This window comes from Candidatus Pseudomonas phytovorans (assembly GCA_029202525.1).
Lineage (GTDB): Bacteria > Pseudomonadota > Gammaproteobacteria > Pseudomonadales > Pseudomonadaceae > Aquipseudomonas > Aquipseudomonas phytovorans.
The window spans coordinates 1,723,277-1,743,369 of sequence record CP119325.1 but is presented as its reverse complement, the minus strand read 5'-3'; the positions used below and the strand labels follow the sequence as shown (position 1 = coordinate 1,743,369).

Annotated in this window: 18 protein-coding genes; 8 read left to right on the top strand and 10 right to left on the bottom strand. The window is 62.2% G+C overall.

Annotated elements, in window-relative coordinates; genetic code table 11:
* Positions 1-4 precede the first annotated feature (4 nt).
* The 5 genes from lepA to rpoE all read right to left on the bottom strand — a co-directional run bounded on the left by lepA (position 5) and on the right by rpoE (position 5,780).
* The gene (gene lepA / locus P0Y58_07750) at positions 5-1,804 is read right to left on the bottom strand and encodes a translation elongation factor 4 (protein WEK32081.1); all 1,800 of its coding nucleotides are present in this window, start codon (positions 1,802-1,804) and stop codon (positions 5-7) included.
* 182 nt (positions 1,805-1,986) lie between these two features.
* The gene (locus P0Y58_07745) at positions 1,987-3,420 is read right to left on the bottom strand and encodes a DegQ family serine endoprotease (GenBank protein ID WEK32080.1); all 1,434 of its coding nucleotides are present in this window, start codon (positions 3,418-3,420) and stop codon (positions 1,987-1,989) included.
* Positions 3,421-3,596: 176 nt separating this feature from the next.
* Entirely contained in the window at positions 3,597-4,562 is a 966-nt protein-coding gene (locus tag P0Y58_07740; protein WEK32079.1) for a MucB/RseB C-terminal domain-containing protein, read from the bottom strand.
* 8 nt (positions 4,563-4,570) lie between these two features.
* Positions 4,571-5,167, bottom strand: coding sequence for an RseA family anti-sigma factor (locus tag P0Y58_07735; GenBank protein ID WEK32078.1), 597 nt, complete (start codon positions 5,165-5,167; stop codon positions 4,571-4,573).
* Positions 5,168-5,198: 31 nt separating this feature from the next.
* Positions 5,199-5,780 carry an RNA polymerase sigma factor RpoE gene (gene rpoE / locus P0Y58_07730; GenBank protein ID WEK32077.1) on the bottom strand — a complete coding sequence of 194 codons (582 nt, stop codon included), beginning with the start codon at positions 5,778-5,780 and terminating at the stop codon, positions 5,199-5,201.
* 434 nt (positions 5,781-6,214) lie between these two features.
* Between rpoE and nadB the strand changes: the two genes are divergently transcribed.
* On the top strand, positions 6,215-7,819 hold the full coding sequence (gene nadB / locus P0Y58_07725) for an L-aspartate oxidase (GenBank protein ID WEK32076.1): 1,605 nt from the start codon (positions 6,215-6,217) through the stop codon (positions 7,817-7,819).
* 304 nt (positions 7,820-8,123) lie between these two features.
* Here the strand turns inward: nadB and P0Y58_07720 are convergent, their stop codons facing one another.
* Together P0Y58_07720 and P0Y58_07715 are read right to left on the bottom strand one after the other, a co-directional pair.
* Positions 8,124-8,588 (bottom strand): hypothetical protein, encoded by a 465-nt coding sequence (locus tag P0Y58_07720; protein WEK32075.1) that lies wholly within the window; start codon positions 8,586-8,588, stop codon positions 8,124-8,126.
* Positions 8,572-8,826: a succinate dehydrogenase assembly factor 2 gene (locus P0Y58_07715; GenBank protein ID WEK32074.1), complete on the bottom strand. Its 255-nt coding sequence runs from the start codon at positions 8,824-8,826 to the stop codon at positions 8,572-8,574. Before P0Y58_07715 ends, P0Y58_07720 begins: the two co-directional genes overlap by 17 nt.
* Positions 8,827-8,959: 133 nt before the next feature.
* On the opposite strand from P0Y58_07715, the gene P0Y58_07710 reads away from it, so the two are divergent.
* Both P0Y58_07710 and P0Y58_07705 read left to right on the top strand, forming a co-directional pair.
* Positions 8,960-9,901, top strand: a complete 942-nt coding sequence (locus tag P0Y58_07710) for a folate-binding protein YgfZ (protein ID WEK32073.1) — start codon at positions 8,960-8,962, stop codon at positions 9,899-9,901.
* Positions 9,902-9,955: 54 nt separating this feature from the next.
* Positions 9,956-10,762 (top strand): HDOD domain-containing protein, encoded by an 807-nt coding sequence (locus P0Y58_07705; GenBank protein WEK32072.1) that lies wholly within the window; start codon positions 9,956-9,958, stop codon positions 10,760-10,762.
* Positions 10,763-10,888: 126 nt separating this feature from the next.
* On the opposite strand, the gene P0Y58_07700 is transcribed toward P0Y58_07705, so the two are convergent.
* Positions 10,889-12,268, bottom strand: a complete 1,380-nt coding sequence (locus P0Y58_07700) for a sensor histidine kinase N-terminal domain-containing protein (protein WEK32071.1) — start codon at positions 12,266-12,268, stop codon at positions 10,889-10,891.
* The gene (locus P0Y58_07695) at positions 12,261-12,932 is read right to left on the bottom strand and encodes a response regulator (protein ID WEK32070.1); all 672 of its coding nucleotides are present in this window, start codon (positions 12,930-12,932) and stop codon (positions 12,261-12,263) included. Before P0Y58_07695 ends, P0Y58_07700 begins: the two co-directional genes overlap by 8 nt.
* Positions 12,933-13,132: 200 nt before the next feature.
* Here P0Y58_07695 and P0Y58_07690 point away from each other — a divergent pair, with 200 nt between their 5' ends.
* The 5 genes from P0Y58_07690 to P0Y58_07670 all read left to right on the top strand — a co-directional run bounded on the left by P0Y58_07690 (position 13,133) and on the right by P0Y58_07670 (position 18,595).
* Complete coding sequence (locus P0Y58_07690; protein WEK32069.1) at positions 13,133-14,422, top strand: OprD family porin; 1,290 nt, start codon at positions 13,133-13,135, stop codon at positions 14,420-14,422.
* A 46-nt stretch (positions 14,423-14,468) separates the two neighbouring features.
* Positions 14,469-15,449, top strand: coding sequence for a tripartite tricarboxylate transporter substrate binding protein (locus tag P0Y58_07685; GenBank protein ID WEK32068.1), 981 nt, complete (start codon positions 14,469-14,471; stop codon positions 15,447-15,449).
* 145 nt (positions 15,450-15,594) lie between these two features.
* On the top strand, positions 15,595-16,053 hold the full coding sequence (locus P0Y58_07680) for a tripartite tricarboxylate transporter TctB family protein (GenBank protein ID WEK32067.1): 459 nt from the start codon (positions 15,595-15,597) through the stop codon (positions 16,051-16,053).
* A 3-nt stretch (positions 16,054-16,056) separates the two neighbouring features.
* Positions 16,057-17,571: a tripartite tricarboxylate transporter permease gene (locus P0Y58_07675; protein WEK32066.1), complete on the top strand. Its 1,515-nt coding sequence runs from the start codon at positions 16,057-16,059 to the stop codon at positions 17,569-17,571.
* Positions 17,564-18,595 carry an AbrB family transcriptional regulator gene (locus P0Y58_07670; GenBank protein ID WEK32065.1) on the top strand — a complete coding sequence of 344 codons (1,032 nt, stop codon included), beginning with the start codon at positions 17,564-17,566 and terminating at the stop codon, positions 18,593-18,595. The genes P0Y58_07675 and P0Y58_07670 overlap by 8 nt, the downstream gene beginning before the upstream one ends.
* A gap of 51 nt (positions 18,596-18,646) precedes the next feature.
* On the opposite strand, the gene P0Y58_07665 is transcribed toward P0Y58_07670, so the two are convergent.
* Positions 18,647-20,001 (bottom strand): IS3 family transposase gene (locus tag P0Y58_07665; GenBank protein ID WEK32064.1). Its coding sequence is split into 2 segments (ribosomal slippage): positions 18,647-19,509 and positions 19,509-20,001, totalling 1,356 coding nucleotides; the frame shifts between segments, so codons are not numbered across the junction.
* Positions 20,002-20,093: the final 92 nt, after the last annotated feature.

Sequence of the window (20,093 nt, the reverse complement as noted above, 5' to 3'; positions counted from 1 at the left end):
GGACCTAGCTATCCAACCTGAGCACGGCGAGGAAGGCTTCCTGTGGAATTTCCACGTTGCCTACCTGTTTCATGCGTTTCTTACCGGCCTTCTGCTTCTCCAGCAGTTTCTTCTTACGGCTGACGTCACCACCGTAGCACTTGGCCAGTACGTTCTTTCTGAGCGCCTTGACGGTTGTCCGCGCAATGATCTGGCCGCCAATGGCTGCCTGGATCGCCACATCGAACATCTGCCGAGGGATCAGTTCCTTCATCTTCTCGGTCAACGCACGGCCTTTGTAGGCCGCGTTGTCGCGGTGCACGATCAATGCCAGGGCATCGACCTTGTCGCCGTTGATCAGTACGTCCAGCTTGACCAGGTTGGCCGACTGGTAGCGATCGAAATGATAATCCAGCGAAGCATAGCCGCGGCTGGTGGACTTGAGCTTGTCGAAGAAGTCCAGTACCACCTCGTTCATCGGCAGCTCGTAGCGCACCTGCACCTGGCTGCCAAGGAACTGCATGTCGCGCTGCACGCCACGCTTCTCGATGCACAGGGTGATGACATTGCCCAGGTGTTCCTGCGGCACCAGGATCGTCGCGCTGACAATCGGCTCGCGGAAGTCAGTGACGGACGAAACGTCAGGCAGCTTCGAGGGGTTGTCGACGATGATGGTTTCGCCGGTCTTGAGCTCGAGCTCGTAGATCACGCTTGGCGCTGTGGTGATCAGATCCAGGTCGTATTCGCGCTCCAGGCGCTCCTGGATGATCTCCATGTGCAGCATGCCGAGGAAACCGCAGCGGAAACCGAAGCCCAGGGCATCGGAGCTTTCCGGCATGTACTGCAACGAGGAGTCGTTGAGCGTCAGCTTTTGCAGCGCATCGCGGAAGTCTTCGAAATCTTCGGAGCTGACCGGGAACAGGCCGGCATAGACCTGGGGCTGGATCTTCTTGAAGCCTGGCAGTACTTCGACATCGGGGGTCGTGGACAAGGTCAGGGTGTCACCTACCGGCGCACCGTGAATGTCTTTGATGCTGGCGATGATGAAGCCTACTTCGCCGGCTTTCAGATCAGCGGTCTGGGTGTGTTTCGGGGTGAACACGCCCACGCTGTCGACCAGGTGCACCTTGCCGGTGGACTTGACCAGAATCTTGTCGCCCTTCTTGACGCGGCCCTGGCGCACACGCACCAGCGAGACGACGCCCAGGTAGTTGTCAAACCAGGAGTCGATGATCAAGGCCTGCAACGGTGCTTCGATGTCGCCTGTCGGTGCAGGGATGGTGTGCACCAGGCGCTCGAGTACTTCGTCAACGCCCATGCCGCTTTTGGCGCTACAGGCCACGGCGTCGGTAGCGTCGATGCCGATGATCTTTTCGATCTCGTCCTTGACGCGGTCCGGGTCAGCCTGGGGCAGGTCCATCTTGTTCAGGACCGGCATGACTTCCAGGCCCTGCTCGATGGCGGTGTAGCAGTTGGCCACGGATTGGGCTTCTACACCCTGGCCGGCGTCCACCACCAGCAGTGCGCCTTCACAGGCCGCCAGCGAGCGGGAGACTTCGTAGGTGAAGTCGACGTGGCCGGGGGTATCGATGAAGTTCAGCTGGTAGGTCTTGCCGTCTTGCGCCTTGTAGTGAAGCGTGACGCTGTGGGCTTTGATGGTAATCCCGCGTTCGCGCTCCAGGTCCATCGAATCAAGTACCTGGGCTTCCATTTCGCGCGCCGACAGGCCACCGCACATCTGGATGAAACGGTCGGCCAGCGTCGACTTGCCATGGTCGATGTGGGCGATGATGGAGAAATTGCGGATATGACTCAAATCACTCACGGGTCAACACTCGAAAAGGCTGCGAGCCGGTACGCCCGCCGAAAAATAGCCGGGAATTGTACCTCAAGCAGCAGGGATATGGGAGATTCCTCTATCGGGCTGTACAGCGCTTTGGCGCCTGCAATTGTGAATTTTCATGAAAAAGGGCAGCCGTAGCTGCCCTTTCCTACCTGCAAAACCGCTTATTCAGCGAGCTTGAAGGTGATGAAGCTCGCACGCCCCTGACGCAGAACGCGCATGGACACCGAGCGGTTCTTCGGCAGTTCCTTGGCGATTTCGGTGAATTCCTTGGCCGAACCGATGGCCTGGTTGTTCAGGTGGCTGATGACATCACCCGGACGCAGGCCGATCATCGCTGCCGGGCCATCCTGTACTTCCTTGATCACCACGCCGCCCTTGAGTTCGAGGGACTTTTTCTGCTCGGCGGTCAGGTCGGCTACCGAAACGCCCAGGCGGTTGCTGCTGCGCTCGGCGCTGCCTTCGGCACCGGTACCGATGTCGGCATCGTCATCCGGCATGGCGCCCACACCCACATCCAGGGTCTGGCGCTTGCCGTTGCGGATGATCTCCAGCTTGGCCTTTTCGCCATCCTTGAGGCTACCGACCAGGTGCGGCAAGTCAGCCGACATGACAATCGGCTGGCCGTTCATGCTCAGGATCACGTCACCCACCTGCAGGCCGCCTTTGGCTGCCGGGCCGTTTTCCAGCACCTGGGCCACCAGCGCACCAGCCGGTTTGTCCAGGCCGAAGGATTCAGCCAGGTCCTTGTTGACCTCCTGAATCACCACACCCAGCCAGCCGCGGCTGACCTTGCCGTCTTTCTTCAACTGGTTGGATACATCGATCGCCACATCGATCGGGATGGCGAACGACAGGCCCATGAAACCGCCAGAACGGGTGAAGATCTGCGAGTTGATACCCACTACTTCGCCCTTCATGTTGAACAGCGGGCCGCCCGAGTTGCCCGGGTTGATGGCCACGTCGGTCTGGATGAACGGGACGTAGGTCTCGTTAGGCAGGGTCCGGCCCTTGGCACTGACGATACCTTTGGTCACCGAATGGTCGAAGCCGAACGGCGAACCGATGGCCAGCACCCACTCGCCCACTTTCAGCTTCTCGGAATCACCCAGCTTCACAGTCGGCAGGTTCTTGCCTTCGACCTTGAGCAGGGCCACGTCGGTACGCTGATCGGTACCGATCAGCTTGGCCTGCAGTTCGCTGCGGTCCGACAGGCGGACGATGATCTCATCGGCATCGGCCACCACGTGGTTGTTGGTCAGCACGTAGCCGTCGCTGGAAATGATGAAGCCCGAGCCCAGCGACATGGCTTCACGCTGGCGGTCGCCACGCGGGGAACGCGGCTGCTGCGGCATGTTGCGCTCGAAGAACTCGCGGAACATCGGCGGCAGGCCTTCCAGGTCCGGCATCTGGCCCTGGGCGACGCGGCGGTCCGGCAGCTTCTGCTTGGTACTGATGTTGACCACGGCCGGCGAGGCCTGCTCGACCAGCGTGGTGAAGTCCGGCAGGGCTTCCTCGGCTTGGGCGGTGAGCACCTGGCCGAGCATGAGCACTGCGGCGAACATCGATAGGTAGGATTTCAAGCGTGGTGTTGACATACGGCTCCCGTCACAACGAGCGGTAGTTTAGAAAGGCCCCTGCACAAAGCAGGAAAGGCCAGGCTCCAAGAAGCCTGACCTATAGAAAATTTGCCAGTGGATTGCAAATGACAATGCTTTAATTTCATTTCAGGCGCATATCCTTTCGCCTTGGCATGGGCCGCAAAGGCGCACCATTACTGGCGCGCCTGAGCATCCTGGGGGCGCATCGACAATGCGACGCGTTCTGCCGTACCTAACGGTATTTCGCCAACCACGGTGACCATCACCTTGCCTTTGGGCGTGTTAAGGCGACGCGAAACTGCCGAGGTCGGGCCAAGCTGGGTACGCACGTCGGTGCCGGCATCGTCCTTCACGGGTTCAAGGAACACCGAGAAGCGCGCCAGCCCATCATCGTACATCAGGCTACTGACCGTGCTGTCCCGTTTGGGGTCGCGCCGCACCGAACTGTTGACCAGCTCGAACCCTGGCGGGAGCCAGTCCGAGCGCCAACCCGCGACGCTGTCATTACTGGCAGAGGCGACACGCTGCACGGGCTTGCATGCAGCACTGGGGCGCAGGTCATCGTCGGCAGGCGGCTTGTCGGTTTCGAGGCGCGTCATCTGGAAGCGTTCGAGCAGCTGCCCTTTGTCGTTGAGCATCAATGAGCGCAGCGGCAGGCCAGTACTGCGGTCCAGGTGCAATTCGAAGGCATAGCGGTGCTGGTCGCGGGGGGTAAGTGTGACGATTACGGCATCGCGCCCGGCGACCCGTGACTTGCCCGCCACGCTCAAGTCGTACCAGCCCATCAGTTTCAGGGGATCCAGCACACGCTGTGCAGCGTCCGCAGGGCTGGTCACACCGCTGACCAAGGCCCCACTGACACACTCCACCTTGCCATCCACGCGCAGGATTTCCTGGGCGGCGCCATCGAGCTGTAACAGCCGCTCGCTGACCTTGCCGTCCTGAACCCTGTGCCAGATATCGTGGGAAGAGAAGCTACCGTTGCGTTCGTAGACGAACGAACCCTGATAACTCTGCTTTTGCTCGGCTTGTGCCAGCTTGTTAAGCCACTCACTCGCCTGGGGCGAGGAATTGGCTGCCAATGCCGGCACGGTCATGCAGCTGCCAATAAGCAGCGACAGAAGAGGTAGCGCGCGCATGATCCTCCTTACTTAGCGGGGTTTCCCATGCTGGCGGCACGGGCGTACGGCAGGGCAGTTTCAGTGCCTTGGAGCGCGGACTCCTGAGCGTGCTGGCGCAGATAGCCCGGCAGGCGCTGATCCCAGCCGGCCTGATTTTGCAGCACGCCGTTAGCCATTGGCCCGGTCGGTTGCTCACTGCTTTCACTATAGCCTGCCAAAACAGCCGGACCCTGAGTTTGTGGCATGCTCAGGCCTTGTTGCGCAGGCTGCTGCGAAGCCAGCTCGGCGCCGGTTATTTCGTCCTGGTTGTACATGCGCACGCCTGCCAGCACCGCAACGGTGACCGAGGCGGCAACCGCCAGGCGAGCAACGCTGCGCCATGGGCCCTTGTTGACCTTGGCCGGCACGGCTTCGTCAGCCAGCGCCGCAGACACCGCCGAAGCGATATCCAGGTTGGGCAGCAGCAGCTCCTTGTGCATGGCTGCACGGGCTACCTGGTAACGCGACCAGGTGGCACGGGTTTCTGCATCGTCGACGGCGCTCAGCACCCGACGCAGTTCCAGTTCGTCCGCTTCGTTATCCATCACCGCGGACAGCGATTCCTGCAACGCTTCACGACTCATGGCGGTTCCTCTCTTGGCTGTCGCCGCTGTCTCAGGTTTCCTGCAACAACGGCTGCAGGGCTTTATCTATGGCCTCCCGAGCGCGAAAAATTCGAGAGCGCACGGTACCCACCGGACATTGCATGACACTGGCAATGTCTTCGTAACTCAGCCCGTCGAACTCGCGCAGGGTCAAAGCCGTACGCAGGTCTTCGGGGAGTTGCTGGATGGTGCGATGGACAGTGCCTTCGATTTCATCCCGCAACAACGCGCGCTCTGGTGACTCGAGATCCTTGAGACCATGATCGCCGTCGTAAAACTCCGCATCCTCGGAGCTCACATCACTGTCTGGCGGCCGTCTTCCACGGGACACCAGGTAGTTCTTCGCCGTGTTGATGGCGATGCGGTACAGCCAGGTATAAAACGCACTGTCACCGCGGAAATTGCCTAGCGCACGGTAGGCCTTGATAAAGGCTTCCTGTGCTACATCCTGGGCCTCGTGGGTGTCGTGAACGAACCGCACGATCAACCCGAGAATCTTGTGCTGATACTTCAGCACCAACAGATCGAACGCTCGCCTGTCTCCGCGCTGAACGCGCTCGACAAGCTGCTGATCCTCTTCCTGGGTTAGCATGAACACTCCTCAGTGAACTCGAAGGAGCGTTGCAACACCCATCGATCAGGCTTGCAACCATAGACTCGGGCTTTACGCAAAAGTTCTCCCCTCCAAGCAAGTTTCCTGCAGCCCTTGGTCGGCCTGCACGGAAGACGCGGCGCGGTCACGGCCGGCTACGTCGATAATCAGGTTTCGAATACGCAGGTACAGCCCGAAAAGGCCTGCCACCCTGCGTCGCCGCGGCAAAAATTGGCGTGCGGACAGCCTTCATAGGATTTCCACTGATGTCGGAAAGTTCCCACAAAGGTTGCCGCAACCTGGCAAGTGGCATGGAAATTGGCCACCCGGGGCTGCTATAAAGACAACCCGGCCAAGTTTAACGATAGTTTCACATTGCCATCGGCGCGTGACTATTGTGCCGTGCCCCTTCCGCAGATTACTAGTGTCCCGACATGAGCCAACAATTCCAACATGATGTCCTGGTGATCGGCAGCGGTGCCGCCGGTCTCAGCCTGGCACTGAACCTCCCCAGCCACCTGCGTGTTGCCGTGCTCAGCAAGGGAGACCTGGCCAACGGCTCGACCTTCTGGGCCCAGGGCGGGGTCGCTGCAGTGCTGGACAACACCGATACCGTGCAGTCGCATGTCGAGGACACCCTCAATGCCGGCGGCGGCCTGTGCCATGAAGAAGCGGTGCGTTTCACCGTCGAACACAGCCGCGAAGCCATCCAGTGGCTGATCGAGCAAGGCGTACCCTTTACCCGCGACGAGCACTCCAGCGTTGACGACGGAGGCTTCGAATTCCACCTCACCCGTGAGGGCGGCCACAGTCACCGGCGCATCATCCACGCCGCCGACGCTACCGGCGCAGCCATTTTCACCACGCTACTGGAACAGGCGCGCCGGCGCCCGAACATCCAGTTGCTGGAGCAGCGCGTGGCGGTCGACCTGATCACCGAACGCCGCCTGGGCCTGCCCGGCGAGCGCTGCCTGGGCGCCTACGTGCTCGACCGCAACACCGGTGAGGTGGACACCTTCGGCGCGCGATTCACCGTGTTGGCCACGGGCGGTGCAGCCAAGGTCTACCTGTACACCAGTAATCCCGATGGCGCCTGCGGTGACGGCATCGCCATGGCCTGGCGAGCCGGCTGCCGGGTGGCGAACCTGGAATTCAACCAGTTCCACCCGACCTGCCTGTACCACCCGCAGGCCAAGAGTTTCCTGATTACCGAAGCCCTGCGCGGTGAAGGCGCGCTGCTGCGCCTGCCCAATGGCGAGCGTTTCATGCCCCGCTTCGATCCGCGCGAAGAACTCGCCCCGCGCGACATCGTGGCGCGCGCCATCGACCACGAGATGAAGCGCCTGGGCGTGGACTGCGTGTACCTGGACATCACCCACAAGCCGGCCGAGTTCATCATGGGCCACTTCCCCACCGTGTACGAGCGCTGCCTGGCCTTTGGGATTGACATTACCCGCCAGCCGATCCCGGTAGTACCGGCGGCGCATTACACCTGCGGCGGCGTGATGGTGGATGATCGCGGCCACACCGACGTGCCCGGTTTGTATGCCATCGGCGAAACCAGCTTCACTGGCTTGCACGGTGCAAACCGCATGGCCAGCAACTCGCTGCTGGAATGTTTCGTCTATGGCCGTGCCGCTGCTGCCGACATCGAGGCGCACCTGGAACAAGTGGCCATGCCCAAGGCCCTGCCCGGCTGGGATGCCAGCCAGGTCACGGACTCGGACGAGGACGTGATCATCGCGCACAACTGGGATGAACTGCGGCGCTTCATGTGGGACTACGTGGGCATCGTGCGTACCAGCAAGCGCCTGCAGCGGGCCCAGCATCGCATTCGTCTGCTGCTGGACGAAATCGACGAGTTCTACAGTAACTACAAGGTCAGCCGCGACCTGATCGAACTGCGCAATCTGGCGCAGGTGGCCGAGTTGATGATCCTGTCGGCGATGCAGCGCAAGGAAAGCCGTGGGTTGCACTACACACTGGATTACCCGGGAATGCTCGACGAGGCCAAGGACACCATTCTTAGTCCGCTCTGAAATTTGCAGCGCCTGTGAGATCGAGCGCCGCCCGCGCGGCGCTTCGCGGGACAAGCCCGCTCCCACATTTGTTGCAACGTGACCCTGCCTGTGAAGGAGGCGTTGTCAGCCTTGATACAAGACTGAAGACGGATGAGGCGCCAGTAACGCCAGCCAAGAAATTGCGTCAAGGCAACAAGGCTGGCAACCATGGCCTGACAAGTTTGGCACGTTGCAACAAATGTGGGAGCGGGCTTGCCCCGCGAAGCGCCGCGCGGGCGGCGCTCGATCTCACAGGCGCCGAACCTGCCAAGGCGAGCACCTGTTAGCCCTCACTCGCACCTACGCCTACCCACCTGCGCCGGCTGAACTTCAAGCGCACCCGCAAGCGCCGATGCTCATCCGCCCCTAGCGCATCCTGCGGTATGCACTGGCTCTCCCCCACCCATCGCCCCGCCCGCTCAAAGCGCAACACCACCAACCGCGGCAATGCCACGCTGTCCCGACACAAACGCACCGGCTGCCAGCCACGGGCACGGCTGAACACCTGCCAGCCGCGCATATCACGGCGCAGGCCGACAACGGCATGCTCATGGGTCAACAGGATACGACGGGGAATGGCCCAGGCAGCGTGGGCGATACAGGCAGCGACAACAGAAAGGGCCAACCACCCTGGCAAAGGGCTCGCCCACACGGCAAGCCACGCCAGCACCTGGCAAGCCAGGTAGGCCGCTAGCAGCAGGCGCGAGCCTTGCCAACGGCACTCGAAACACTCACTTGGGTTGGACACGGTCCAGAATGATGCGGACCATGCGCTGCAGCTCCGGGTCTTCGGACTCGGTACGCTCCATGAACCAGCCGAACATGTCCTGATCCTCGCAGCTCAACAGACGCACATACAGCTCACGATCGGCCTGGTTGAGGGTGGAGTAGACTTCCTGGGTGAAAGGCACCAGCAGTACGTCCAGTTCCAGCATGCCACGGCGGCTATGCCAGAAAAGCCGGTTGAGTTCAGTTTGTTCGACCATGGGGCCCTCCTCGAATGGCCGGCCAGTATACAGCCCGGCGAGCGTAGCGACACCGGGCGTTGGTCTACTCACCTACCTATTTTGTTACCGGCGTTCTATGATGGCCGCCAGTCTTTAGCCACCGCGATGACCCATGGCCGATTCCGCTTTCTTCTGCCCCCTGTCCCACGAGGGCATCCTCGCCGTCCGCGGCTCCGATGCAGGCAAGTTCCTGCAAGGCCAGCTGACCTGCAACATCAACTACCTCAGCCAGGAACACGCCAGCCTCGGCGCCCGCTGCATGGTCAAGGGCCGCATGCAGTCGAGCTTCCGCATACTGCCCGAAGGCAACGGCTACCTGCTGGCCATGGCCAGCGAACTGCTTGAGGCCCAACTGGCCGACCTGAAGAAGTACGCTGTGTTCTCCAAGGCCACGCTGACCGATGAAAGCGCCGCCTGGGCACGCTTTGGGCTGCAAGGCGGCGACGCTGCGCTGCAGGCGCTGGGGCTCGATGTACCCGCAGGCGCCGGCAGCACCGTGCGCCATGAAGGCCTGATCGCCATTGCCGTGTCCCCTGGACGTGTGGAGCTGTGGGTGCCGGTGGACAACGCCGACACGGTACGCCAGACCCTTGCCAGCACTCTGGCTGAAGGCAGCCTCAACGACTGGCTGCTAGGCCAGGTTCGAGCTGGTATCGGCCAGGTCATGGGGCCGACCCGTGAGCAGTTCATCCCGCAGATGATCAACCTGCAGGCCGTGGACGGCGTCAGCTTCAAGAAAGGCTGCTACACCGGCCAGGAAATCGTCGCCCGCATGCAGTATCTGGGCAAGCTCAAGCGCCGCCAGTACCGCCTGGCACTGGACCAGCAGGCCATTCCGGCCCCGGGTGCCGAGATCTTCTCGCCCACCCACGGGTCGTCAGTCGGTGAAGTGGTCATAGCCGCTGGCAACGGTGCGGGTTGCGAACTGCTCGCGGTGCTCAGCGCCGACGCGGTGGCAGACGACAACCTGCACCTGGGCAGCCTCGAAGGCCCGCGCCTGCAGGTACTGACCCTGCCCTACGAACTGGACCGCGACCGGGAAATCCAGCGCTGACCAGCCTGCCCCGCCCTATGGCGGGGCTGCCCCACCACTGCGGTAGACACGCCCATGAACAAGCTGGCCGAGATGGTTCAAGCACAGTTGCTCGATGCCATCGAAAAGGATGACCTGGTCCTGCCAACCCTGCCCGAGGTTGCCTTGAGCATCCGCGAGGCAGCGGAAGACAGCGAGATCAGCGTAGCGGCCCTGAGCAAAGTGATCGGTCGCGACGCGGCCCTTTCAGCGCGCCTGATCAAGGTGGTCAACAGCCCGCTGCTGCGCGCAGCGGTCGAGGTCACCGACCTGCATACTGCCATTACGCGGCTGGGTATCAACTACAGCTGCAACCTGGCCATTGGTTTGGTGATCGAGCAGATTTTCCACGCACGCTCGTCGGCAGTTGAGCAGAAACTGCGTGATATCTGGGCCAACAGCCTGGAAGTGGCAGGTATCAGCTACGAAATCTGCCGTCGCTTTACGCCTCTCAAACCCGACCAGGCCACGTTGGGCGGGCTGGTCCACCAGATTGGCGCGCTGCCGGTACTGATCTATGCCGAAGAGCACAACGAACTGTTGTCCGATCCGGTTTGCCTGCACTACGTGATCGAGCAGATCCAGCCGGTGCTGGGGGACAAGATCCTCAAGGCCTGGGAATTCCCGGAGCAACTGGTCAACCTGCCAAGTCAGGTTCAGGACCTGGACCGGCAGACCGACAAGGTCGACTACATCGACATCGTGCAGATCGCCCGCTGTATCAGCCAGCGAGGCCGCAACCGGCCGTTGGCAGCACTGCCGGCGTACCGCCACCTGGGGTTGCCGTTTGGTACCGAGCTGGAGGTGGATGAGCTGCTAGAGGCGCGGAGCATGTTGCGCTAAAGGGTATCAGCCTTGCAGGCCTCTTCGCGGGCATGCCCGCTCCCACAGGGACATCACCGCTTTAACGGGCTGCGCCGTATCTGTGGGAGCGGGCGCGCCCGCGAAGAGGTCAGCACAGGTAATCCATCAGTCGGCAATAAAACTCACCCGCACCCGCAGCCCGCCCTTCTCGCCATCATGCAGGCTCACCTGAGCCAGATGCGCCCGGCAGATCTCGCCGACAATCGCCAGGCCAAGCCCGCTGCCCTGCGCACTGCGGCGGTAGAACCGCTCGAATACCCGTTCGCGCTCGGCCTCGGGAATACCCGGCCCGTCGTCTTCCACTTCCAGTACCGCTGGCGCCACCACCCGCAAAATCACGTTGCCGCCAGCCGGGGTATGCGCCAAGGCGTTGTCCACCAGGTTGCTCAACAGCTCGTTGAGCAGCGTCGGCTCACCCTTGAGCCATACCGGGGCCTCGGCCTCCAAGGCCAGAGCAACACCACGCTTGTGCGCCAAAGGCGCCATGGCCATGCCCAGCTCACGGGCCAGTTGGCTCAGGTCGAGGCGCTGTGCGCCACCTTCGGCAATCGCCCGGGCACCATTCTCGACCCGCGCCAGCGACAGTAACTGGTTGGCCAGATGGGTCAGGCGGTCAGTGCCCTGAACCGCAGATTCCAGCGTCTGCCGCCACTCCTGTGGCTCGGATGAGCGCAAGCCAAGTTCCACCCGCGCCTTCAAGGCAGCCAGCGGCGTGCGCAGTTCGTGAGCAGCATCGGCAATAAACTGCGCCTGGCGCTCGAACTGGCCACGTAAGCGCTCGGTAAAGTGATTCAAGGCCCGCACCAGCGGGCCAAGCTCACGTTGCACCTGCACCACCGGCAACGCCCGCAAATCATCCGGCTGGCGCTCCTCTACCGCCGTGCGCAGGCGCTCCAGCGGCCGCAACGCCGCACTCACGGCAAACCACACCATCACCAGCGCGCCCAGCGCCAGCATGCCCAGGCGCAGCAGGGTGTCGGCCATCAGCCCACGGGCCATGCGCACCCGCGCCTCCTCGGTCTCGGCCACGCGGATTTCCGCCATGCCGTTCATGTTCGGCTCGGTGACGGCCTTCAGCAGGCTGACCACGCGCACATCCTGGCCAAGGTAGGTAGCGTTGTAGAACCGCGCCAAGGCCGGGTAGTCATCGGTACGCGGCGTGCCGGGCGGCGGTGGTGGCAGGTTTTCGTAGCCGGAAATCAGCCGCTGCTTGATGTCCAGCACCTGGTAGTAGATACGCCCGGCACTGTCGTAGGCGAAGGTGTCCAGCGCCACGTAGGGCACATCTGCGCTCAGCGAACCGTCACGCTGCGACAGGCCGGCGGCGATGGTCCGTGCCGAGGCCAGCAGGGTGCGGTCGTAAGCCGTGTCGGCGGCTTCGCGGCCGTTCCAGTAGGCACTCAGGCCGCTGGCCAGCATCAGCACCACCAGCAACAAGGCCAGGTTGCCCAGCAGGCGCCCGCGCAGGCTGCCGTTGTCACGCATCGCGGTGCTCTAACAGGTAGCCCAGGCCGCGGAAGGTGACAATCGCCACCGGGTGGCCGTCGAGCTTCTTGCGCAGGCGATGGATGTAGATTTCGATGGCGTCGGGGCTGGCTTCTTCATCCAGGCCGAATACCTGGGCAGCCAACTGCTCCTTGCTCATCACCCGCCCCGGGCGAGCGATCAGCGCTTCCAGCACGCTTTGTTCGCGCGAGGTCAGGGTCAGGTTGTCGTCGCCGAGGCTGAAGCGCCGGGTATCCAGGTCGTAAACCAGCGGCCCGCAGCGTTGCTGGCGCTCGCCACCGAGCACACTGCGGCGCAGCAGGGCCTTGACCCGCGCTTCCAGCTCGGTCAATTCGAACGGTTTGGCCAGGTAGTCGTCGGCGCCCAGGTTCAGGCCGTGGACCCGGTCCTTGACGTCACTGCGTGCAGTCAGCATCAGCACCGGCACGGTCTTGCCACGGCCGCGCAGGCGCGCCAGTACCTCGAAGCCGTCCATGCGCGGCAAGCCGACATCCAGCACGACCACAGCGTACTCCTCGCTGGCCAGGGCCAGGTCGGCAGCCACGCCGTCATGCAGCACATCCACGGTCAGGCCGTGGCTTTTCAAGGCCTGGGCCACGCTTTCGGCCAGTTGCAGATGGTCTTCGACCAGCAGCACACGCATCGGTTTCTCCCTGCTCGGGTGGGGCGGTGGCGCGGAGTGTACCGCTGTCCTCGGGCCTGTGAAGCCCCTTGTAACAAACCTTTCTCACTGAAAGGTTAGCGAAAGGTTCGTTGCCTAGCATCGCACCACGGTCGCTCTTCGCGCCGAAAAAAGCACCAGCAAGGTGCAACGAATAAGAACAATAAACGGAGTCATCGACGATGCTGTCATCGCAGCCGCAGGCGTTCGCGCCTACCCGTTCCTTTGCCGCACGCCCCTCTGCCATCGCCAGCGCCCTCGCGCTTGCCGGTGTCGCCCCGATGAGCCAGGCCGCCTTCTTCGAAGACAGCACGGCCACCTTCGAAACCCGCAACATGTACTTCAACCGCGACTTTCGCGACGGCACCAGCGCGCAGCAGTCCAAGCGCGACGAGTGGGCCCAGGGCTTCATCCTCAACTTCGAGTCCGGCTACACCGATGGCACCGTAGGGTTCGGCCTGGACGCACTGGGCATGCTCGGCATCAAGCTTGACTCCAGCCCCGATCGCACCGACACCGGCCTGCTGCCGACCCACGATGATGGCAAGGCTGCCGACGAATACTCAAAGCTCGGCCTGACCGGCAAGGTGAAGATCTCGCAGACCGAACTGAAGATCGGCACGCTGATCCCGGAGCTGCCGACCCTGCAGCCCAACGACGGGCGCATCCTGCCGCAAACCTTCGAAGGAGGCCTGCTCACCTCGAAGGAAATCAAAGGCCTGACCTTCACCGGCGGGCGCCTGGACAAAGCCAAGGACCGCAACGACACCAACTGGGAAGACCTGGCCCTGAACAACAAGAACGGCCGCTTCGGTGGCTCGTTCAGCGCTGACAACCTGACCCTGGGCGGCCTCGACTACCAGTTCACCGACCGCATCACCGGCAGCTACCACTTCGCCCAGCTCGACGACATCTACCGCCAGCACTTCATCGGCATGGTCGCCACCCAGCCATGGGGCCCGGGTACCTTCGGCGCCGACCTGCGCCTGGCAGTCAGTGACGACGCCGGTGCCGCCAAGGCCGGCAACATCGACAACACCACCGTCAACGGCATGCTCAGCTATGCCCTGGGCGGGCACAAAGTCAGCGCCGCCTGGCAGCAACTGTCCGGCGACAGCGCCTTCCCGTATGTCGATGGCGCCGACCCGTATCTGGTCAACTTCGTCCAGATCAACGACTTCGCTGGGGCCGACGAACGCTCCTGGCAGGCGCGTTACGACTACAACTTTGCCGCGCTCGGCGTACCTGGCCTGACCTTCATGACCCGCTACATCAGCGGCGACAATGTCAGCCGTGCTGCCGGTGGCGAAGGCAAAGAGTGGGAACGCAACACCGAACTGAAGTACGTGGTACAAAGCGGCCCGTTGAAAAACGTCGCCGTGCGCCTGCGCAACGCTACCTTCCGCTCCAACTTCGCCCGCGACGCGGACGAAGTGAGGCTGTTGGTCAGCTACAGCGTAGCGCTGTGGTAACCCCATAGCGGTAATCCAAAAACAACAACGCTCACGGAGATAGACGATGACCTTTTCACTGCGCCGCCTCGTCCTCGCTACCGGCTGCCTGCTGTTGGCCGGCAACGCCCTGGCCGCCGAACCCAAACGCCCCGAATGCATCGCCCCCGCCTCGCCCGGCGGGGGCTTCGACCTGACCTGCAAGCTGGTGCAAAGCGCCCTGGTGCAGGAAAAGATCCTCAGCAAGCCAATGCGCGTCACCTACATGCCCGGCGGTGTCGGCGCGGTGGCCTACAACGCTGTGGTCGCTCAACGCCCAGGCGATGCCGGTACCCTGGTGGCCTGGTCCAGCGGCTCGCTGCTGAACCTGGCCCAAGGCAAGTTCGGCCGCTTCGACGAAAACGCAGTGAAGTGGCTGGCTGCTGTCGGCACCAGCTACGGCGCCATCGCAGTGAAAAGCGACTCGCCCTATAAAACCCTCGACGACCTGGTCGCGGCCCTGAAGAAAGACCCGAGCAAGGTGGTGATCGGCTCCGGCGGCACCGTCGGCAGCCAGGACTGGATGCAGACCGCGCTGATCGCCAAGGCCGCCGGCATCAACCCGCGCGACCTGCGCTACGTGGCCCTGGAAGGCGGTGGCGAAATTGCCACGGCACTGCTGGGCGGTCACATCCAGGTCGGTTCTACCGACATCTCCGACTCCATGCCGCACATCCAGAGCGGCAACATGCGCATCCTTGCGGTGTTCTCGGAAAACCGCCTGGACGAGCCCGAAATGAAAGACATCCCCACCGCCAAGGAGCAAGGCTACGACATCGTCTGGCCGGTAGTGCGCGGCTTCTACCTGGGGCCAAAGGTGAGCGACGAGGACTACGCCTGGTGGAAAGCCTCGTTCGACAAGATGCTGGCCTCTGAAGACTTCGCCCAACTGCGTGACCAGCGCGAGCTGTTCCCCTTTGCCATGACCGGCGAAGAGCTGGACGGCTATGTGAAGAAGCAAGTGGCTGACTACAAGGCACTGGCCAAGGAATTTGGCCTGATTCAGTAAATCGAGCACCCACTCGGTCCCTGTGGGAGCGGGCGTGCCCGCGAATGCGCCAGTCGCAACAGCATTGTTGTGTGATCAATCGCATTCGCGGGCACGCCCGCTCCCACAGGGAAGTATCAAAGCTGCTTCCTTCGAGGATTCCTTCATGATCCTGCAACGCATCTTCGCCCTGGCCCTGCTGGCGGTGTGCGCCGCCTTGGCCGTGATGGCCTGGCCCTACCAGGCGGCGTTTTCCTATGAACCGGTCGGCCCGCGCGCCTACCCGCTGCTGATGCTCGGCCTGATGGGCCTGGGCCTGCTTTACCTGGCCATCCGCCCTACCCCGATCGTGCACAAGGACGACGAGCCAGCACTGGACCGCGAAACCCTGATCAAGATCGCTGCCTGCGTCGGCCTGCTGATCGTTTTCGCCGCTACCTTCGAGCCCCTGGGTTTCATCCTCAGCGCCATCCTGGTCGGCCTGCCCATGGCTCGGCTGTACGGCGGCCGCTGGCTGCACAGCGCCATCGTGGTGGTTGGCATGAGCCTGCTGCTCTACTGGCTGTTCGACCGTGTGATGGATGTGCCCCTGCCCCTTGGCCTGCTGAGCGTACTGGAGAACTGACACATGGATACCTTGAGCTACCTGGGCCAGGGCTTCGGCGTTGCACTGTCCCCTTACAACCTGGTCACTGCCCTCTGTGGCACCTTGATCGGCACCGTGGTCGGCCTGCTGCCGGGCCTGGGCCCGATCAACGGCGTGGCCCTGCTGATCCCCATCGCCTTCGCCTTGGGCCTGCCGCCAGAGTCGGCGCTGATCCTGCTGGCTGCGGTGTACCTGGGCTGCGAGTACGGCGGGCGAATCAGCTCGATCCTGCTGAACATCCCGGGCGAAGCCTCGACCGTGATGACCACCCTGGACGGCTACCCGATGGCTCGCCAAGGCCTGGCGGGCGTGGCGCTGTCGCTGTCGGCGTGGAGCTCGTTCATCGGCGCCTTCATCGCCACCTGCGGCATGGTGCTGTTCGCCCCGCTGCTGGCGAAATGGGCCATCGCCTTCGGCCCGGCGGAATACTTCGTGCTTATGGTGTTCGCCATTGTCGCCCTGGGCGGCATGGCGGGTGACAAACCGTTGAAAACGTTCATTGCCGCACTGATCGGCCTGTTCCTGTCGGCGGTTGGCATCGACGCCAACAGTGGCGTGTACCGCTTCACCGGCGACAGCGTGCACCTGGCCGACGGCATCCAGTTCGTGGTGCTGGTGCTGGGCCTGTTCTCCATCAGTGAAATCCTGCTGCTGCTGGAAAAGACCCACCATGGCCACCAGGCGGTAAAAGCCACCGGGCGCATGCTGTTCAACTTCAAGGAAGCAGCCTCGGTGTTCGTGGTCAACATCCGTTGCGGCCTGCTCGGCTTCATCATGGGCGTGCTGCCCGGCGCCGGCGCGACGCTGGCCAGTGCCGTGGCCTACATGACCGAGAAACGCCTGGCCGGGGAAAGCGGCAAGTTCGGCAAGGGCGATGCCCGTGGCCTGGCCGCGCCGGAAACCGCCATCGGCGCGTCCTGCTGTGGCGCCCTGGTCCCGATGCTGACCCTGGGGGTACCGGGCTCCGGCACCACCGCCGTAATGATCGGCGCGCTGACCCTGTACAACATCACCCCCGGCCCGATGCTGTTCGAACAGCAGCCGGACATCGTCTGGGGCCTGATCGCTTCGCTGTTCATTGCCAACATCATGCTGGTCATCCTCAACATCCCGATGATCCGCATCTTCACCCGCATCCTCGCCGTGCCGAACTGGGCGCTGGTGCCAGTGATCGCCATCATCACGGCGATTGGCGTCTACGCCGTGCATGCCACCACATTCGACCTGTTCCTGATGGTCGGCATCGGCATCATGGGTTACATCCTGCGCAAGCTGGACTTCCCGCTGTCGCCGATCCTGCTCGGTTTCATCCTGGGTGGGCTGATGGAGCAAAACCTGCGCCGCGCACTGTCGATCTCCAACGGTGAACTGGGCATCCTCTGGTCGAGCCCGATCAGCATGGGCGTCTGGGCGCTGGTGGCGCTGATGCTCACCCTGCCGCTGCTGCGCATCTGGCGCAAACGCAGCCAGCAGCGTCGGGCGTTGGCCGATGCCTGATCGACCGTTGCCGCTGTTTGTAGCAACCGGGCTGGTTGGCCTTGCTGGCGGTTACCTCGCCAGCCAGGTCGGCTGGCCTTTGCCATGGATGGTAGGTTCGCTGCTGGCCATCATTCTGGTGCGCTGCCTGACGCCCTGGCAGTTGTCGGAGATTCCCAACGGTCGCAAATGTGGCCAGTGCATCATCGGTATCGGCATTGGCCTGCACTTTACCCCAGCGGTGATCGAGCAGGTGGGCAGCCATTTTGCGCTGATCTTCTTCGGTGCTTTGTTCACTACCCTGTCCAGCGTGATCAGCGTGTGGCTGCTACGGCGCACCGGCGAAGACCGCGCCACGGCGTTTTTTGCCAGCATGCCGGGGGGCTCGGGGGAGATGGTCAACCTGGGCGCCCGCAACGGTGCAGTGCTCAGCCAGGTAGCCGCAGCGCAGAGCCTGCGGGTGCTGGCGGTAGTGCTGTGCGTGCCGGCACTGTTCAAGTTTCTGCTGGGTGACGGGGTACCGCTCAACCACGCAGGCAGCGTGAGCTGGGGCTGGCTGGCACTGGTTGCCCCGCTGGGTGTTGCCGTGGCGTTGCTGTGGCAGCGCTTGCGCCAGCCTAACCCGTGGTTGTTCGGGCCGCTGCTGGTGGCGGCCACGGTGAGCCTTGCAGGCAACCTGCAGATCGCCTTGCCCAACGGCGCCAGCCAGATTGGCCAGTGGTTGATCGGCAGTGGCCTGGCTTGTCACTTCAACCGGGCGTTCTTCCGCCGCGCGCCATCGTTCCTCGGGCGCACGCTGCTGGCCACGGCTCTGTGCATGGCCATTGCCGGCAGTGCCGCATGGGTATTGAGCGTGATGACAGCGCTGGACTTGCGCTCGCTTACGCTGGGGATGATGCCGGGCGGGATTGCCGAGATGAGCCTGACGGCGGAGACCCTACAATTGTCGGTGCCGTTGGTGACAGCGCTGCAGGTGATGCGGCTGCTGTTAGTGCTGTTTCTGGCGGAACCGTTGTTCCGAGTGTGGAACGCAAACCAGGAATAACCGCGTCGCCCGCTCCCACAGGGTGGACTGCCCCCCAAAAGTTGGACAGTTCTATGCTGCCGCCTGGGTCCTGTACTCGACAGGGCTCAGGCCATTGAGCCTTAGCTTGATGCGGTCATGGTTGTAGTAGTGAATGTACTCATCCAGGCCCGCTTTCAATTCATCAATACTCTCGAAACGCTTGAGGTAGAAAAATTCTGACTTGAGCGTGCCGAAGAAGCTTTCCATAGCTGCATTGTCTAGGCAATTGCCTTTACGAGACATGCTCTGTTTCACCCCACGACTGCGCAGCTGGTGGCGATACTGACCCTGCTGGTACTGCCAGCCCTGGTCGGTGTGGAGCACCAGCTTCGGCTTTTCTCCCAAGGTTTTGAGTGCCTTGTCGAGCATGTTCCCAACCAGGCTGTACTGAGGGCGACTCGCCGTCTCGTAAGCGATGATTTCTCCGTTGTACAAATCCATCACAGGCGAAAGATAGAGCTTCTGTTCAGCCACTTTGAACTCAGTTACGTCACTCACCCATTTCTGATTAGGACGCTGGGCAACGAAATTTCGCTCCAGCAGATTCGGCGCTATCTTGCCAACAACACCTCGGTACGACTGATACTTCTTAGGTCGCACCAGTGACTGCAGACCCAGGGCAGCCATCAGCCTCTCGATGACCTTCTTGTTGACCAGTACCCCACCTTTTCTGATCACGAGTGCAACGCGTCGATAGCCGTAACGCCCTTTCTCTTTGCGATAGACCTGCTGAATCTGCTCTTTAAGCTCGGCATATTTGTCCGGCTTCTGCTGAGCTTGCACCTGATAGTAAAAGGTACTGCGAGCCAGCCCGACCAGACGCAGCAGGTCAGGCAAAGGGAATCTAGGCTTGAGCCTCGAAACGATCAGGACTTTTTCCCCGACATTCGTTCCTTTTCCTCTCGCAAAGCCTTGAGCTCCTTTAAGACAGCGTTCTCCATGCGCAGATATTCGAGCTCCGCCATCAGCTGGTCTCGGGGCTTTTGCGAATCGTCAGTATTTGTGGGTTTTGCTGGTTTGATCTTCTTCGGCACTTTGATCGGCTTTTTCTGGCGGTCGACAGGGGCTATAGGGTCACCACTGTAGTACTGCCGCTGCCAGCTGCCTATCTGCGATGATTGACCGAGGCCAAAATGTGCTGCGGTTTGCCGCATGGAAAGGCGATGTTCGTGCATGTAGCTCAGCACCTGTCGCTTGAAATCGTCGTCATAACGCCGCCCATGTGAGCGTGAAGAAAGGCTGGATTCGCTCTGATGGCTGGAAACCCACCGGCGGAGCAGGCTGAAATCAACATCGAAATGCTGGGCTACCTTTCGGAAGCCATTATTGCCATCCAGGTAGGCTGAGACGGCTGTGAGCTTGAACTGCTCTGTGTATTTGCCCATAGGTCCCCCAAGGGTTGGATTTTTTGTCCAACTTCTTGGGGGCAGTCCAGGGACCGCACCGGGCCTGATGGCGGAGCAGTACCTGTGGGAGC